The following is a 15140-nucleotide window of genomic DNA, read 5'->3' on the forward strand; positions in this document are numbered from 1 at the left end:
AAAGGAGCTCATTTTCCAATGCTGTCCTGGGATCAGGTTTTTTTTATTTTAGGAGTTGCTATGATAGTTGTTGTGGTCTCCAAGCATGCTACCGCCGCGGTAAAACAGTGGCTCAGCCTGGCCGGCACTGTCCTCCTGGTGGCGTCGGTTCTCCGCTACGGGCCGGAAGTAGTGGCACTGCTCAAGGAGATCTCCGACACCCTCTGGCCGGTTCTGGCAAAGGCCGCATCAAAGGGCGCGGACGCGTTTGCAGGATTTATGCACTCGGTACTGCGATGAAGGAGTGCTCGACAGAGGTGATAAGATTTTATGACCGGCACCCCTATATTACGGTATTCCTGATTTTCAGGTCGGCGCAATATCCGTAGCTGATTACCGCCTGGGCTGCAAACCGCGGTCGGGCTCGTATACGGATGCCCGCTTACCCTGGCGGGCAGGGCGGATTCCAGGTGGAGGGAGCGTATTGGTAACGCCGTCCCGCTGCCTTCCGCCAGGACGGTGGGGGAGGTAATCCTCCGGGCGTTGCTGTTGAGTAGATTGGATGCGTGAGAATTGAGCGCGACGGGAATATGGGTGGTGCCGAGATATATACAAAAAGTTTAGCGGAACTGATTTCAAATGGCGGAGGAAAACGCGAAAAAGGTGGCTGGACTTCAGGGTGTCGGCCGCCGGATTGCCATGGCTTCAGTACAGAGGCAATAGCAGTTAATAAGGGTAGCAGAAGCCCCAGAGGGTTTTTTATAAAACCTTGTTAATGGGAGGCATGAAATGACTGAAGAATTCAAAATCCTCCACATATTCTCCGGCCTCGGCGGGAGACGCGCTTGGTTTCCAGCAGGCAACCGCGGAGTGGCGCGGCATCCGCGGCTGGTTTCGGACTATCGGCGGGATTGATTGCGATAAAGAAGCCTGCGAAGATTTTGAATGTGGATAAGGATAAAGAGTCTGAAAATTCTGGGTTATGAGAGGCCTGGGTACCGTACTGGCCCTGAAAGAAAACTGAGTTTAAGGAGTTGAGGTAAAATGACTAATAGATTACATAAGAACATTTTTATCAAAAAAATCATGTCATTTAGATATTCAATGGCTTTGGTTGTTCTATCGAAATCCGCCCAGAGGACACCCGCCTCTACAGGCGGGTAGTGAATGGGCGGCCAGGCTATAAAGCCTGGCAATTTGTTTGTTGTTTGCTAAAAGTTACTGTATAATATAATCAGTAACTAATTAATGAAAGTGTTGATATAATTATGAAACTGGATAGCAATTACCATTCAGTGTTTAAGTTAACTTATCATCTTGTCCTGGTAGTCAAGTACCGCCGAAAAGTGATCAACAAACAAATTGCGGAACGGATCAGGGAAATCGGCGAATATATCGCACCAAACTACAACATTACATTTTTGGAATTCAACCACGACCATGATCACGTACACATACTTTTTAGTGCCCATCCCAACAGCGCCTTGTCCAAATATATCAACGCCTTTAAAAGTGCCTCATCCCGGCTAGTTAAGAAAGAGTTTCCGGAAATCAGGAAATATCTCTGGAAAGAGTATTTCTGGTCCCGTAGTTTTTGTCTCTTAACCACCGGGGGAGCACCGACTGAAGTAATTAAAAAATACATCGAGTCTCAGGGTGAGAAGAGATGATAATCGTCCACCGGTTCCGCATTAAACCGACCAAAGAGCAGGAGCAGAAGTTATTCCAAACTCTCACCCTTTGCCGCAAGCTGTATAACGCAGCCCTGAAACAAAGGGAAATCTGCTACCGGCAAAGAGGTAAATCGCCTTCCTGCACTTCACAAAAAAATGAACTGCCGGCGTTAAAAAAAGAATTGCCGGAATATAAACAAGTTAACGCCCAGGTATTACAGGACTGCCTGCAAAGGTTGGATAGTGCGTTTGACCGATTTTTCAAGGGGCTGGCCGGGTATCCCCACTATAAAGACCGTTATCATTATCGTTCTTTCACCTACCCACAAGCGGATAAGCAGAACCATTTTAAAAAGTCGGGCTATATTTACTTACCGAAGATAGGGTACGTTAAAATGAAAGCGCACTTTGCATTTGATCCGGCAAAGGTCAGCCGGATCAATATTAAATACCACAACGGCAAGTGGTACGTTAATCTTACCTCGGAAATTCAAGAAACCGAGGCAGTAGAAATTATAAACAAAGTTGGTATTGACGTTGGGTTATTAACCTTTGCCGCGCTTTCCGACGGCAGTAAAATCGACAACCCCAAATACTTTCGCAAATCCGAGAAGAAACTGGCCCGGTTGCAAAGGCGGCTTTCCCGCAAGAAGAAAGGTTCAAACAACCGAGGGAAGGTTAAAGCTAAAGTGACCAGGCTGCACGATAAAATTGCTAACCAGCGCAGAGACTTCCTGCACAAGACTTCCTACGACATAGTCAAAAAATATGATTTAATTGCCGTGGAAGACTTAGCTGTTAAGAACATGATTAAAAATCGCCATTTAAGCAAGAGCATTGCCGATGCCGGTTGGGGCAAGTTTGTGGACTACCTGGAATACAAGTGCTTAAAATACGGTAAGACATTTGTAAAAGTCCCGCCCGGTGGTACGTCCCAGACCTGCGTGTGCGGTGCTCATGTACCCAAGGACCTGAGCGTCCGGGTGCATAAGTGCCCAGTATGCGGCCTGATTGCTGACCGAGATGTGGTTTCGGCAATGGTGATACTGCAAAGAGCAGGTTAAGTTTTCATTGCTTCAGTAGGGCTGGAAGCACCCGAACTCACGCCTGCGGAGATTGCGTAAGACCCATGCGGCTGCGGTCGATGAACCAGGAAGCTCCCGCCTCTCAGCGAAGCGTAGGCGGGAGAGGCTTCACTATTTTGGCTGATACTACTTGCCTTTGCTGATTTTATTTTTTTTGCCAATGCAAAAGGAGAGCTCAACATCGTCAAAAGTATAATATACTTTAACATCATGTCCTTCTTTTTGTTGCTGATATGGATGCATTTATCTATGCAAAATTTATTGAAGAAAATTAATGCTGGCATTGTTTATAAGATTAATGAGACTACCACTGATAAAAAGATAGCTAAGGACAAGAAACAAGATTTGTAATAACATAATGTAATTGTTGACAAATATTTTCCCTTTAGAAACTATTTTAAGTATTAGTACGTTATTGTAAGCTATTGGCCATGCAAAAATAATTAAGGATTGGAGCAAGTTCATTAATAAAACCATAGCTAATAAAAATAAGCCAAAAACCTGATATGAAGCAAAAAATGAGTAATCATTTAATCTCGCATTTTCTTTTCCTTGTTTTATAGCCTCTAAATATTGAAAGTATTCCGGTCCTATGTTTGGATTGTTAAAAACCCAAAATACATAAATTGCTAGACCCCAACATATAAAAGTCCAAGTTTTAATTAAATCCAATTTTTGCTTTTTAATAATATCATACAGAGCGGTAAAATTAACGACGTATAAGAAACTTTCCAAAGTTGGAGTGGAAGTTCAGTGGCTTGGACTCTTTGAAAAACTTTTGTGTTAGATTCGGATGATCAATTTTGTCACCAGTTTCCATTTAGGTCCATTAAGGAGGTTGGTTCCAGAATGCCGCCCAAACCACATAAAACTACCAAGCAATCCTCCGCACTTTTTCAGCAGCATCCCGGCGACCCCGGTACCTCCGCCCGGCTCTTCTACCTGGGCCTGGGCTTTGCCGCCCTGGGGCTCGGGCTGGCATTGACCGGCGTCTCCGCCGACACCGGCGTCAAATTCCTGGTGGCCGGCGGGGCCCTGGCCCTGGCGGTCCGGCTCTTTTCCCGGCACGGTATTTCCATTTTCCTGTTCCCCTTCGGGCTCATTGCTTCCCTGGCGGCGGCGCTCAAAGACCGCCTGGACGGCCCGGCCACCAACGAAACGGAACTCGCCGCCCTTTCCGGGCAGCCCCTGGGCGAGGGACTGCCTCCCCTGGAGCTCTTCGGTCCTCCCGGCCCGCCCGCGGCCCACAGCGCGGCGAAGGACGCCGGGCGTGCTGTGGTGGCGGCCCTGGCGGAGTTCAACGTACCCGCTGAGGTCACCAGAGTCCGCACCGGCCCGGTGGTGTCCCGGTACGGCTTGAAGCTCGGCTCCGGTGTGAGCGTCAGGAAGCTCTACACCCTGGAGGGAGACCTCGCCCTGGCACTGGGCGTGCCGTCCGTCCGGGTGGTGGAGGAAGGCGGCCGCCTCTGGCTCGAAGTGCCCAAACGGAAGCGGGGCACCGTCGTTCTCCGGGGCGTGCTGGAGCAGTACCGGGGGAAACTGCCCAAGGGCGAACTCCCCCTGGTGGTCGGCGTGGACGTATTCGGCAAACCCCTGTCCCTCCCCCTTGAAGGCATTCCTCACGTCCTGGTGGCCGGGGCCACCGGGGCGGGGAAAAGCGTGTGCGTGCACAGTGTCCTCCTGGGACTGCTGGCATTATTTCCTCCGGAAGAACTGCGTTTTGTTTTTATTGACCCAAAACAAGTGGAACTGGCGGCCTACGAGGACCTGCCGCACCTGGCCGCACCGATAGCCGGGACGCCGGAGGAAGCGGTGGCCGTTTTACGGTGGGCGGTGGACGAAATGGAGCGCCGTTACGGTGAATTGAAGAGGTTGCGCGTGCGCTCAATTACTTCTTTGCCGAAAGAGAAGCGCCCCTTCCCGTTTCTGGTCATAGTGGTGGACGAGCTGGCTGACTTATTCCTGTCCGGCGACTCCGGCAAGGAGGCGGAGAGTCTCCTGGTGCGCCTGGCCCAGAAGGCCCGGGCGGCGGGCATGCACCTTATTCTGGCCACCCAGCGGCCCGACGCCAGGGTGCTCTCGGGCCTGATCCGGTCCAACGTACCCGGGCGCATAGCGCTGAGGTGCGCCAAGTCCGGGGACTCCGAAATCATTCTTGACACGCCAGGGGCCGAGCGGCTATTGGGTAAAGGAGACGCGCTCATCCTGGTGCCCGGCCAGGGGGACCTTATACGCGCCCAGGTAGCCTGGGTGCCGGGGGACGTTCCTGCGAAAGTTTCGACGTGGTGGCGGGAAAACTGCCCGGAGGTCGGGTTTGTTTTCGCCCCGCCGCAGGAAAGAGAGGGAGATCGCGCGAAGGGTGCAGCCAAGAAGAACAAAGATGAAGAGACCTTGCAGAAGGCTCTGGAGGTGGCCCTGAAGCACGGCAGGGTGTCCACCGGGCTTTTGCAGAGGGAGCTCGGTATAGGCGGCGGCAAAGCGTCGCGGCTGCTCGCCGAAATGGAGGCGCGCGGCTGGATAGGCCCGGCGAGGGGGAACAAGGGAAGGGAGGTGCTGATTGATAGAGAAAAGGGAAATACAGATAGCTAATCTGTGTTATTCTATATAATATTTTGTGACATCTGCCCACAAGTATGGTAACTTTGCTCTTTTTGCAATGCAAATGCGGTGATGCCCGTTACCGCCGGGATAATAGAGACCTTCATACTCAATTACTTTTACTAGATCGACTTGCTCTAAAAAGCGGTTTCCTTTTTTAAGCTCGCAATATAACCAGCCGCATCGCTTTGAAGCAAGGCATTCTTCAATGCACTTTGGATTACGTGAAGTTTCTTCTAAGATTTGTTCAACCGTTTTAAAGGAATATTTACGATTGCTCAAATCTATATTCCCTGCTGCTTCTTCTTTTGCTAACTGAACACAACCCCAAGCTCCTTTGCCTAACCCATCCGGATAAGAAGCAATTAGATCCACCTTAATTTTTTGAAGCCCAAGATGTTCAAATTTAATTTTTTCATGGTTACGACCCCAGGGAGGGTTATATTGTTTCCATGTATAGTAAGCCTTGCTTTTTTTTGTTTTTTCTATTTCTATATCAGTTTCATAAAGTAGTATTTTATTTCCGTCTTTGCTTAAGTAGAGTTTGATGTAGTCTATCGGATCTATTAACTTTATAACCCATTCGTATTTCGTTTGCTTTTTAAAAAGGCTTCTTTTGATGACCTTCTTTACTGTAAAGTAAATGCCCGGTATTACCTCGACATTTTCGACCTCTTCCCGGTACAAATATTTATCTAGAACGTTATTTTTCTTCAGGCAAAAATAAGGATGGTACGCGCTTTCATCAACTAATGCGTCATGGTTGAAGTATAAAACTGGTACTTCGTCGGTTAAACGAGGATCCATATGGTATGAACCAGTAAAAGTAATAGGGGTATAAAAATTTTTTGGATTACCTGATTTTAACAAGCCACGATTCTCCTTTTTCATTACTTTTTTGAGGAAGGGAAGAACATATCATTGCGTTGGTTTAATCTTAAGAAAACGGCGAACAAAAAAGAATTGTGTCCTATGGCCAATGCACCTGTAAAAGAACTTACTCCTGAAGAATATCAACAGTGGGTGACATATGCGGAGCAATGTTACAAATTACTTTGTGATCTTAATGTTCCGAATCACGTTCAGAATTTTGATTTGTTATTGGATCAAGCAATTTCGCGGTTAACTAAAGAACAATTACCAGGCTCGCAACGGCAAAGTTATGCTGTTCGCTTTAAGTGCTACGCTTGTGGATTGGAGTTTTTTGTACTAACTTGGGAACCTCGATGGCCTGTTAAATTTCGCGCTTTTTGCCCAGAGTGTGGAAAACAGTACTCTTTACCCTTAACTGTAACTGAAGTTGATGCACCAATATGTTACATGGGAATTTCTTCAAAAGTTTAATTCTATATCGAGTTATCAAAATCCTTTCCTTACCGTAGGGTAGGTGGTTTTACTTGCGCGTGCTTTTGGCTACAGGCATTAAGGAACTGGATAAGAGTATTTCCGACGAACTCTCCCGCCAGAACATAGACGTTGTCGGCGAGTGCTACTACCGCGAGGACCTGCTTACCCTGGCCCGGGAGCGCGGGGCAGACGTAGTGATTCTCTCCTCCCACCTGCCCGGCCAGGCCGGAGTGATAGACCTGGTAAAGGAGCTCCGCATGGCCGGCCTGCGGGTGGTTCTGCTACCCGGCCGCCGGGACGACCCGGAAGCAGTAGACCTGGTCAGCAAGGCCGCGGGGCTGGACGTCTACGACCTGGTGTGGGACCCGGTGAGCCCGGCGGTGGTGGTTCACCGGGTGCTGAACCCGGCCACGCTGGCTGAGGCGGGCGTGGAGCCCGACGAGTCAGTGGTAAAAAAAAGGATTGAACCATGCGCCGCGTTCTTCTGACTTTAGTCAAGAATAAGACGCATTTTTTATCTTTACAATGATGTTTTTCGAATTAATAAGATTCGCGGGGTGTCCAATGTGCCAAAAATACTTATAGCTACCCAGATTGTTTCCCTTGATGAACAACTCGCAAACAATAAAGAACTTATTGATGCGGGATACGAACCCGTAATTCCCGGGTACAGGGACTTAATTGAAACGGCAATAAAAATAAAGGACGAGTTGGACAAAACAGCGCCTTCCGTTGCGATAATATCCCGGGCGCTGGCGTCGCCAATGGAAGCGGTCATCAACGCAATATATCAACTGAGAGCCGAAGGGTACCGCGTGGTACTGCTTCCTGGGACCAGAGGCGGGGAAGAACCGGAGTACCTGGTAAAAGAAGCTTTCCGCCTGGGGGTTTATGATTTCGTTTACGACCCGGTTACGGCTGAAAAAGTCGTCCGGCGAATCCTGAACCCGGCCACCCTGGCAGAAGCCGGCGTGGAGCCAGACGAGGAGACGGTGGGTAAGTCGGCCGCCGGGAAGCGGAAGGCAGGGTTCTTGGGCAAACTCTTCATCTTCAGAAAAAAGAAGAAAACTCAGTCTGGTAAAGAAGGCAATGAAGGGCGGCCAGGGAGAGGACCGCAGGAGCTTGTACCTGCCGGGGGAGCGATTCTGCCGGTGCGAAAAACACCGGCTCCCGAACGTCCGGCAGCTGGCTTGTCTAAAACCCCTGCGACCGTCCTGCTCGTGGGAGCACGGGCCTCTGCCCTTGCGCCGGAAATGGCCGCTCTGGGCTGGAAGACCGTAAACGACCCGTCTTTTCCCTCCGGCGTTGCGGTTGTGGACATCGAACGGGTACCTGAAATCTCACGGCAGCTGTGCTGCCCGCTGATCGGACTTGGTTCCGGTCGTTTAAGTGAATGGTTTTCGGTCTCAGATGAAGGCGTTCTGGTGGCGTCAGACCGCGCATCAGTTATCGCCCTGGTTTCGGAATGCTTGAATGCTGCTCGCCCCGGACCGGAGTCAAAAAAAGCCGGGCAGAACGGCTATGAAATACCGAAAGCATGTGCCACATCTCCTGTTTTGCCACAAAGCAGGGGATTTGTTTTTGCTTTTTATTCCGGTGCACAGGGCTTTCAGGGGAAGACCGTCCTGGCAATCAACACGGCGGCCCTCCTGGCAGGCCAGGGGCGCTCGGTATGTATCGTGGATTTGGACACCGATAAAGCGGGCCTGACGATGCTCTGCGGGTATTCGGACGACAGGCCGCCGGCGACCGACCTGGCGCGCTGTTTTGGAGAGGGAATTACCTTTGTCGATGGCCCTGCAGGGGTAAAACTTATTCCCGCGCCGCTCAAAAGCCCCGGCTGGTTCCCGGACCCGCAGCGAGTAGGAGAATTTATAGCGAGGCTCGCTTCCGAACACGACTACGTGGTGCTGGACTTCGGCGCTAAAACAGCTTCTCCCGCCGTTATAACTGCGCTCAAAGCGTCCGACAGGGTGTTTCTGGTTTCGACCCCGCTGAGGACGGCCCTTTCGGCAGTGGCCCGGTTCCGGGGACGGGAGCTTTCTGAAGTAGGTGGAGAAAAAGTGACCGCTGTCATAAACCGCGTGGGGGTGAGGGGCGGGGTATCGCCCCGGGACGCGGCAAGGCTCCTGGGCTTCAACGACCAGTATGTAGAAATACCCGAAGACCCTGCGGTCGCATCAGCTGAAAGCGACGCGGCAAAGAGTGGCGAATACTGTCCTCCGGCGTTAAAAAAGAAAGGACTATTTAAAAAGAAAAGTTTGCTCGGGTTGGCGCTTTTAAAACTTCTCAGCGAAACAGAAGCGCGCACCTCAAAAGGAGTGGATCTATGCTGAGCGATTTTTACCTGCACTACCAGCCTATCTTGTATCTCCAAGACCTGACCTGCACACTCGGTTACGAGGCGCTGCTCCGCCACCCTGCCGGGTGGCCCCCCTGCGACCTCCTGCGGGAAGCCAGGCGCGTCAATGCTATTCCGGCGTGGGAACTGCGGGTACTGGAACAGGCAGTTGAAGAAGTGCTGCTCCGCACTTCCGACATGCTTTTTTTTAACCTCACACCCGAGGCGTTTACCGACGTGACTTTTGCCGTGAGAGCAGAGCGGGCGGTAAAGAAAAAGGGTGTTTCACCGGCCAGGGTGTGCGTGGAGGTTTCGGAACAGCGCCTGTACACACTAGATGATTTCAGGCGCGCAGAGGAAGAGTGGGTGGGGCTGGGTTTTTACGTAGCCCTGGATGATTTTGGTACAAAAGGCTCAAATCTCGACCTTGTGTTTGCAGCCAAACCGGACTACGTGAAGCTTGACAGGGTCCTGATTGACGGCGTTTCCCGGAAACGGAACATGCAGCGACTTTTGGCCGGATTAGTGGAAGCATTTGCCGGTAAAGGCGTGTATCCTATTATCGAAGGATTGGAAAAAGAAGAAGACCTGGAGTGGCTGGTTCAAAAAGGATGGGACGTCGGCGTGCAGGGTTTCGTCCTGGCGCGCCCGTCCGGCCTGACAGCGCATGTGGAAAGGAGATGATACCTTGCTGCAAAAACTGGTGGTCACCGCTCCTGAAGAGGTAGCCAGGCAGATTGCGCAGCGCGCCGGTGTGGAGTGTGCCCCTTTCAACGGGACTGCTCCCTCTCCGGGCACTGTGGTCGTGGTCCTCCGCCCCCGGGCGGGCGAACGTATGCAGGAGGCCTTTGCTGCCGTGAGGGAGGCTTCCGTCTTCGGGGTGCCCGTGCTTGTGATTGCCGGCGTTAGAGACATGGTTGGGGAACAGTTCCTACGCGAGGCCGAGATTTGCGGCGTACCGGGGGAGTGCGTCCTCTTTGTAGACGGAGGGCGGGTCGTGGACGCTGCCGGCACGCCCCTCGGGGACGCCCTGCGCGGGACGGGCATCGGCGTAAGCGCAGTAATCTCCGCTGCTGAACGGGCAGTCAAAGAAAACCTGGTACCGGAAATCGCCCTGTGGGAAGGTGAAGGAGAGGAAGAAGCGCTGTGGGAGCCCGATTCGGTTGATGAGAACAGCACCATTGCGACCGGCGCAGGGAATACTGCCCGGAAAGAGTCCCGGGCAGATATGGTTTCCCTGCTGGACGCTTTCTTCACCGCCGCCGAAAGCGCGGTGGCCGTTTTCGGCGTCAAGAGCGGCGTTGGGGCTACCACTGTTGCGGCGTGCCTGGCCGGCGTTCTGGCCGACCGCAGCGGTTTCCACATAGAAATCGCGCCTTCACCTACGGGTTACGTGTATTACGGCAGCTCTCCGCTGCAGGCGGTGTCCTCGGGACAATATGCCTTTTTCGACGGAAGCAAAGTAAACGGAGAAGCCCGGCGAACCGGTATATTAGTAGCAGACGTGTCCCTGCCGGAAGCGGTGGATGCCGTATATGACCGCTCGGGGTGCGTTGTTGTTGTCGCTGACGGTTCGCCGGTCAGCTTCAAGAAAGTCCAGAGCTGGATCAAGGGCGGCTGGAAACTCGACGTGCTCGTTGTAAACCGGGTCGTCCCCGGCGCGGGCTATCCCTCGGAAGTGTACGCCGGGGAGTTCGGGCTGGAGCGCGTTATCGGCATCCCCGGTGGGCTTGACGAAGAGGCCGCTGTGAACCAGGCGCAGCACAGCGGTGCTCTCCCGCTGGGGAAAAGCGTTGACCTGGACACGGCGGTGAACGAGCTGGCAGCGGCAGTGCTTGAGGTTATGAAGAACAGGAAGGTGGCGGTTTGATGGATTTTGTCAAGAATTACAGAATATGGATAGTTATATCGGTGGTGCTGGCCGTGCTGGCCGGAATAGGGACCGTTTCCGCCGTCAAGTCATATGTAGACACGGTGAAAGTGGCCGCGGCGGCCAGGGAGATCATCGCCGGTCAGATAGTGGAAACCGGCTCCCTTGTGATGGTGGACGTGCCGAGGGGAAACCTGTACCCCGACGCTGTCCGCAGCACAAACGAAGTGGCGGGTATGGTGGCGAAAGGATACATTCCAGCGGGGACGGTCCTGCGGAAATCGATGTTCCTGCCGCCCGGGGCGGCAGGGGCAGCAGGCCAGATTTCGGTCATGGGCGAAGAGTTTCTGGCCGTGGCGGTACCCAATTCCCTGTACACCACGGTAGCCGGCGTCCTGCGGCCGGGGAACAGGGTTGATATATATGCCCGGGCTAAAGAGAGTTCGCCTCCCGAAAAGCTGGCCTCAGACATCCTGGTAATCCAGGCGGGGAGCATTGCCACCAGTGAAGGACAGCAGCAAACGCAGGGCGTGGTGATCGCGCTGAAGCAGGAAGAACTCTCGCGCATCCTGCCTTACCTGTTCGGCGACCAGGCAAAGCTGGTGTTCGTCCTGAAGCCCGCGGGGACAGCGAAAACCGGAGAAGAAACCCCGGCGGCAGCAACCAGGGTTGAGGACAAACCTCTGAAAAACGGGATTCCGGCGGCGGCCGGAACTGAGGGAGGGAGGAGGTAACATGCCGGGACTGTTTCTGGGCGGCCCTCCGGAGTTCGTCCGCGAGTGCCGGGGGGAAGCTGAGGGGCAGGGCATTGAAATTGCCGGAGAAGCGGCGTCTCCCCAGGACCTCTACATCCTGGTTGACAGGGTGCGGCCGGACGCCCTGCTGGTGCTCTCATCCCCCGAGTGGTCTGCGGCGGTCATCGACCTGGCCAAGCTCCGCCCGAATATGAAAGTATTTTCCGCCGGGCCGGTGAGCGCGGAGACATGGGCGGAATACGCCCGCGTGCACGTGCTGACCGTCCCCGGCGAGCCGCGCAAAGCTGTCCGGGACACCGCTTCAGCCTTGAAACGGCTGGCCCCCACGCGCTTTGCGTTCGAGGAACAGGATATTTCACCCCCGGAGTTTTCCGAAAACGACAAGGTAAGTGTGGTACCTTCAAAGGTAATCGGAGTATACAGCAGCAAAGGAGGGGTGGGTAAAACCACTATCGCCTCCAACATCGCGGCCTACCTGGGAATGTGGAGCAAACAGCATGAGGAAAAGACCGCCGCGCCATGCCGGGTGGCCCTGCTTGATTTCAACAGCGACGGTTCGACCGGGGTGTATACGTGGTGCCCGGCAGGCAAAGCCAAAACCGTGGCCCTGTGGAGCGACCTGGAGATGCCGGCAGGGTGGCAGGACGTGGCGGCGTGCATGAACTACCACGAAGCCGGCAACGTCTGGTATCTCGCCCCTCCCATGGCCCCGGTGGAGCGGGAAGGGTTTACCGCCGAACTGGCGGAGAAGGTATTTTCCATGGCGAAGAGGTTTTTCCACTTTACGGTCGTGGACCTGGGCGTCGCTCTGGACAGGCGGGACCCCGCAGTGATCGCGCTGTCGTCGGCTACCGATGTACTCCTGATCAGCGACTTCGACCCCGACACGGCGCGCCTCCTGGCAAACGCTTACAAAAGTGAGATCAGGCACCTGACAGGCGACCCGGCCAAGGTGTCCCTGGTGATCAACTTTGTGCACCGCACCTGGTATACCGTGCGGGACTTGTTCAACCTTCTCGGGCAGGAAGCCGGCGGGATGCTGCCCCTGAAGGGAGAGCTCCCCCAGGATCCCAGGGTGGAGAAGCACAAGGGCAGGGGCGCACCTTTGGTATGTTTCGATATCAACGCCCCTTTCACCAGGGGGATCGCTGGCCTGTGCCGCAACATATTTGGGGCTGATATCACTGTTCAGGCGAAGGAGCGCCGGGGTTTGTTCGCGCGGCTGAAGTCAAGATTTGGAAGGCAGGTGCGACCTCGTGTCTTTATATCTTGAAAAACTTAAAGATATATCTGCTGACTCCCGAAAAGGTCCTGAAGTGTACAGTTGTGAAGAAGAACTTCGCGACACGCTCCGCGAGGAATTTTTCATGAAAGCGTGGAAGATGGACCCGGGCGTGTTGAGGAACAAAGATGCGGCGCGGCGGCTCATCCGCAATATTGTAGCGGAAAAGGGGCTGCCGCTCACCGTTGTCGAAGACCTGCTGAAAGATATTTACGGATGGGGACCGATATCGGAGCTGATGGAAGACCCGGACGTGACCGATATCTGGATCAACCAGTATAACCAAATTTTTTACGAAAAAAGTGGACGGGTTTATGACTGGCGCCGGACTTTTCTCTCAGAGGAACACTTGAGACGGTTTGCAGTCCGCATCACCGCGTCTGTTGGCCGCAAGCTCGACGAGTCGCGGTGCATAGAGGACTTTCGCCTCCCAGACGGCTCCCGCGTGGTAGCCGCGCTCCCTCCCGTAGCCGTACGCGGCACAACGATAACCATCCGGAAGTTCTCGCAGCTCTTCACACTGGAGGAACTCGCAAAGAAGGAATCCTTCCCGCCGCGCCTGGTTAGGATGTTTGACCTTATGGTCAAAGCCAGGCTGAATATATTCACTGCCGGGGGGATGGGGTCCGGTAAGAACACTCTCCTTAATGCCCTGATGCTGTGCGTCGGGCCGGACGAGAACTTGATCTTCGTGGAGGACCCCGCCGAATCGAAGGTAGGTCTCCCCGACCCGGAACGGCCCGAGCTCCCCACGCCGCGCGTGCGGGTCTTCGAGCCGCGCAGGGCCGGAGTAGAAGGAACGGGGGAGATCCCCCTCTCTCTCATTTTCGAGAAGTGCATGCGGATGAAGCCAACCAGGATACTCTGCTCCGAGTGCCGCTGCCCCATTACAACTTATTACACCCTCCAGGCCATGAACATCGGCCACCCGGGCTCTATGTCCTCTGTGCACGTGGAAGGTATAGAAGAAGTTCCCCTGCGTCTCTCGGACCTCCTGGCGTCGTTTCCCGGCGGTGCCTACGGCCAGCTGGCGGCGCGCATCGGGAAGGTGGCCGCCGCCGAGGTAGTGCTTTTCCTGGGACAGGTCAACGGCTATCGGCGCCTCCTGGACATCGGGGAGATTCGCCGGAAAGGGCACGACGAGCTTCCCGAGGTAGTGCCGCTGTTCACCTTTCAAATTGAGGGGTTTGCCGGGGACGGCAGCCCCCTGGGCGAGCTGCGCCCCACGGGGGAAATACCGGAGTTCTTAAAGAAGCGCAAGCTGTCTCTATACCTTTCCCCGGAGGAAATGGAAGAACTGAGGGGGTTTTTCGCATGCTGACCGTTATCGGCATTGCCGTGTTCCTGTCCGTCCTGGCCGCCGGTTTCGCCGTCATGGGGTACCGCCAGAGGAACCCCATCCTGGAGCGCATCAAGTCGCCCGGGAGTGAAAAAGGAAAGTTCACAGCCGACCTCGCCGGCTTCTGGGGGCTGTCCGAATTGTGCCCCCTGACGTTCGAGCAGGCGCTGACCGTGGGGGTTGTCGGGGCGGCGGCAGTGTTCGGCCTGACATTGCTCCTGGTAGACATTCTGATTGCGGCGGCACTCGCAATGCTGTGTTTCCTTTTCATCCCGAAGCTGGCCGCGAAGCTGGCCGCCGGCAGGCGGGTGAAGGACTTCAGATCTGCCCTTGAATTCGGGGTGGACGTGCTTCTCGCGGGGCTCTCCGCCGGAATGACGCTGGAAGCGGCCCTGGAAGAAGCATCCCGCACGTCGCCGGAACCGGTGAAGTCGGAGTTCGCCAGGGTGGCGGAAGAAATAAAAAACGGGGAGCTTCCGGTGAGAGCGTTCGAGGGCCTGGCCCGGCGTATCCCCTGTCTGGAGTCGGAGGAACTCCGCGACGCGGTGGAACTGTACAGCCGGGTGGGTGGCCCCCGGGCGCTGGACCTCCTCCGGTCGGTGGTAACTAATCTGCGCGAGGGGATGAACGCGCGCTTCCAGGTTGACCAGTACGTCCGGGGGGCGAAGACCACGGCGGTCATGGTTGCGCTCGTGCCTGTCACGTACATCGCGTTCATGGCCTTCATCGCCCCGGATCTCTTCAGCGTTCTGGTGAGCACACCTACAGGGAGAACGGTAATCTTTGGCTGCCTGATTATCTTCGGGTTCGGCGTTTGGCTGCTCTGGAATATCTTGCGGAGTATCGAGGAGTTTTAGTAATTTACAAAAAG

At 54.3% G+C, this 15140-nt stretch carries 14 protein-coding genes and 1 pseudogene; 13 read left to right on the forward strand and 2 right to left on the reverse strand.

Going from position 1 to position 15140, the window contains the following annotated elements; genetic code table 11:
• Positions 1 to 15: 15 nt before the first annotated feature.
• The 3 genes and pseudogenes from ACX4JR_RS09915 to ACX4JR_RS09925 all read left to right on the forward strand — a co-directional run.
• Positions 16 to 279: pseudogene (locus ACX4JR_RS09915) on the forward strand (hypothetical protein); the annotation flags it as partial.
• A gap of 968 nt (positions 280 to 1247) precedes the next feature.
• Positions 1248 to 1649 carry an IS200/IS605 family transposase gene (gene tnpA, locus ACX4JR_RS09920; RefSeq protein ID WP_476057873.1) on the forward strand — a complete coding sequence of 134 codons (402 nt, stop codon included), beginning with the start codon at positions 1248 to 1250 and terminating at the stop codon, positions 1647 to 1649.
• A complete protein-coding gene (locus ACX4JR_RS09925) occupies positions 1646 to 2716 on the forward strand; it encodes an RNA-guided endonuclease InsQ/TnpB family protein (protein ID WP_476057872.1) in 1071 nt (356 codons plus the stop codon). Before tnpA ends, ACX4JR_RS09925 begins: the two co-directional genes overlap by 4 nt.
• A gap of 279 nt (positions 2717 to 2995) precedes the next feature.
• On the opposite strand, the gene ACX4JR_RS09930 is transcribed toward ACX4JR_RS09925, so the two are convergent.
• Positions 2996 to 3409, reverse strand: a complete 414-nt coding sequence (locus tag ACX4JR_RS09930; protein WP_476057912.1) for a hypothetical protein — start codon at positions 3407 to 3409, stop codon at positions 2996 to 2998.
• Between the two features lie 177 nt (positions 3410 to 3586).
• Here ACX4JR_RS09930 and ACX4JR_RS09935 point away from each other — a divergent pair, with 177 nt between their 5' ends.
• The gene (locus ACX4JR_RS09935) at positions 3587 to 5326 is read left to right on the forward strand and encodes a DNA translocase FtsK (protein WP_476057913.1); all 1740 of its coding nucleotides are present in this window, start codon (positions 3587 to 3589) and stop codon (positions 5324 to 5326) included.
• Between the two features lie 6 nt (positions 5327 to 5332).
• On the opposite strand, the gene ACX4JR_RS09940 is transcribed toward ACX4JR_RS09935, so the two are convergent.
• Entirely contained in the window at positions 5333 to 6205 is an 873-nt protein-coding gene (locus tag ACX4JR_RS09940; RefSeq protein ID WP_476057914.1) for a hypothetical protein, read from the reverse strand.
• 51 nt (positions 6206 to 6256) lie between these two features.
• Here ACX4JR_RS09940 and ACX4JR_RS09945 point away from each other — a divergent pair, with 51 nt between their 5' ends.
• The 9 genes from ACX4JR_RS09945 to ACX4JR_RS09985 all read left to right on the forward strand — a co-directional run bounded on the left by ACX4JR_RS09945 (position 6257) and on the right by ACX4JR_RS09985 (position 15126).
• Positions 6257 to 6679: a hypothetical protein gene (locus tag ACX4JR_RS09945; protein ID WP_476057915.1), complete on the forward strand. Its 423-nt coding sequence runs from the start codon at positions 6257 to 6259 to the stop codon at positions 6677 to 6679.
• A gap of 53 nt (positions 6680 to 6732) precedes the next feature.
• Positions 6733 to 7170 carry an ANTAR domain-containing protein gene (locus ACX4JR_RS09950; RefSeq protein ID WP_476057916.1) on the forward strand — a complete coding sequence of 146 codons (438 nt, stop codon included), beginning with the start codon at positions 6733 to 6735 and terminating at the stop codon, positions 7168 to 7170.
• 78 nt (positions 7171 to 7248) lie between these two features.
• The gene (locus tag ACX4JR_RS09955; RefSeq protein ID WP_476057917.1) at positions 7249 to 9018 is read left to right on the forward strand and encodes a CpaE/TadZ family protein; all 1770 of its coding nucleotides are present in this window, start codon (positions 7249 to 7251) and stop codon (positions 9016 to 9018) included.
• A complete protein-coding gene (locus ACX4JR_RS09960) occupies positions 9012 to 9707 on the forward strand; it encodes an EAL domain-containing protein (RefSeq protein ID WP_476057918.1) in 696 nt (231 codons plus the stop codon). Before ACX4JR_RS09955 ends, ACX4JR_RS09960 begins: the two co-directional genes overlap by 7 nt.
• Complete coding sequence (locus tag ACX4JR_RS09965) at positions 9691 to 10893, forward strand: hypothetical protein (RefSeq protein WP_476057919.1); 1203 nt, start codon at positions 9691 to 9693, stop codon at positions 10891 to 10893. The genes ACX4JR_RS09960 and ACX4JR_RS09965 overlap by 17 nt, the downstream gene beginning before the upstream one ends.
• Positions 10893 to 11627 (forward strand): Flp pilus assembly protein CpaB, encoded by a 735-nt coding sequence (gene cpaB, locus ACX4JR_RS09970; RefSeq protein ID WP_476057920.1) that lies wholly within the window; start codon positions 10893 to 10895, stop codon positions 11625 to 11627. Before ACX4JR_RS09965 ends, cpaB begins: the two co-directional genes overlap by 1 nt.
• A 1-nt stretch (position 11628) precedes the next feature.
• Positions 11629 to 12921, forward strand: a complete 1293-nt coding sequence (locus tag ACX4JR_RS09975) for a CpaE/TadZ family protein (protein WP_476057921.1) — start codon at positions 11629 to 11631, stop codon at positions 12919 to 12921.
• Complete coding sequence (locus tag ACX4JR_RS09980) at positions 12905 to 14251, forward strand: CpaF family protein (protein ID WP_476057922.1); 1347 nt, start codon at positions 12905 to 12907, stop codon at positions 14249 to 14251. Before ACX4JR_RS09975 ends, ACX4JR_RS09980 begins: the two co-directional genes overlap by 17 nt.
• A complete protein-coding gene (locus tag ACX4JR_RS09985) occupies positions 14245 to 15126 on the forward strand; it encodes a type II secretion system F family protein (protein ID WP_476057923.1) in 882 nt (293 codons plus the stop codon). Before ACX4JR_RS09980 ends, ACX4JR_RS09985 begins: the two co-directional genes overlap by 7 nt.
• Positions 15127 to 15140 lie beyond the last annotated feature (14 nt).

Source organism: Desulfofundulus sp. JL263-se (genome assembly GCF_056316025.1).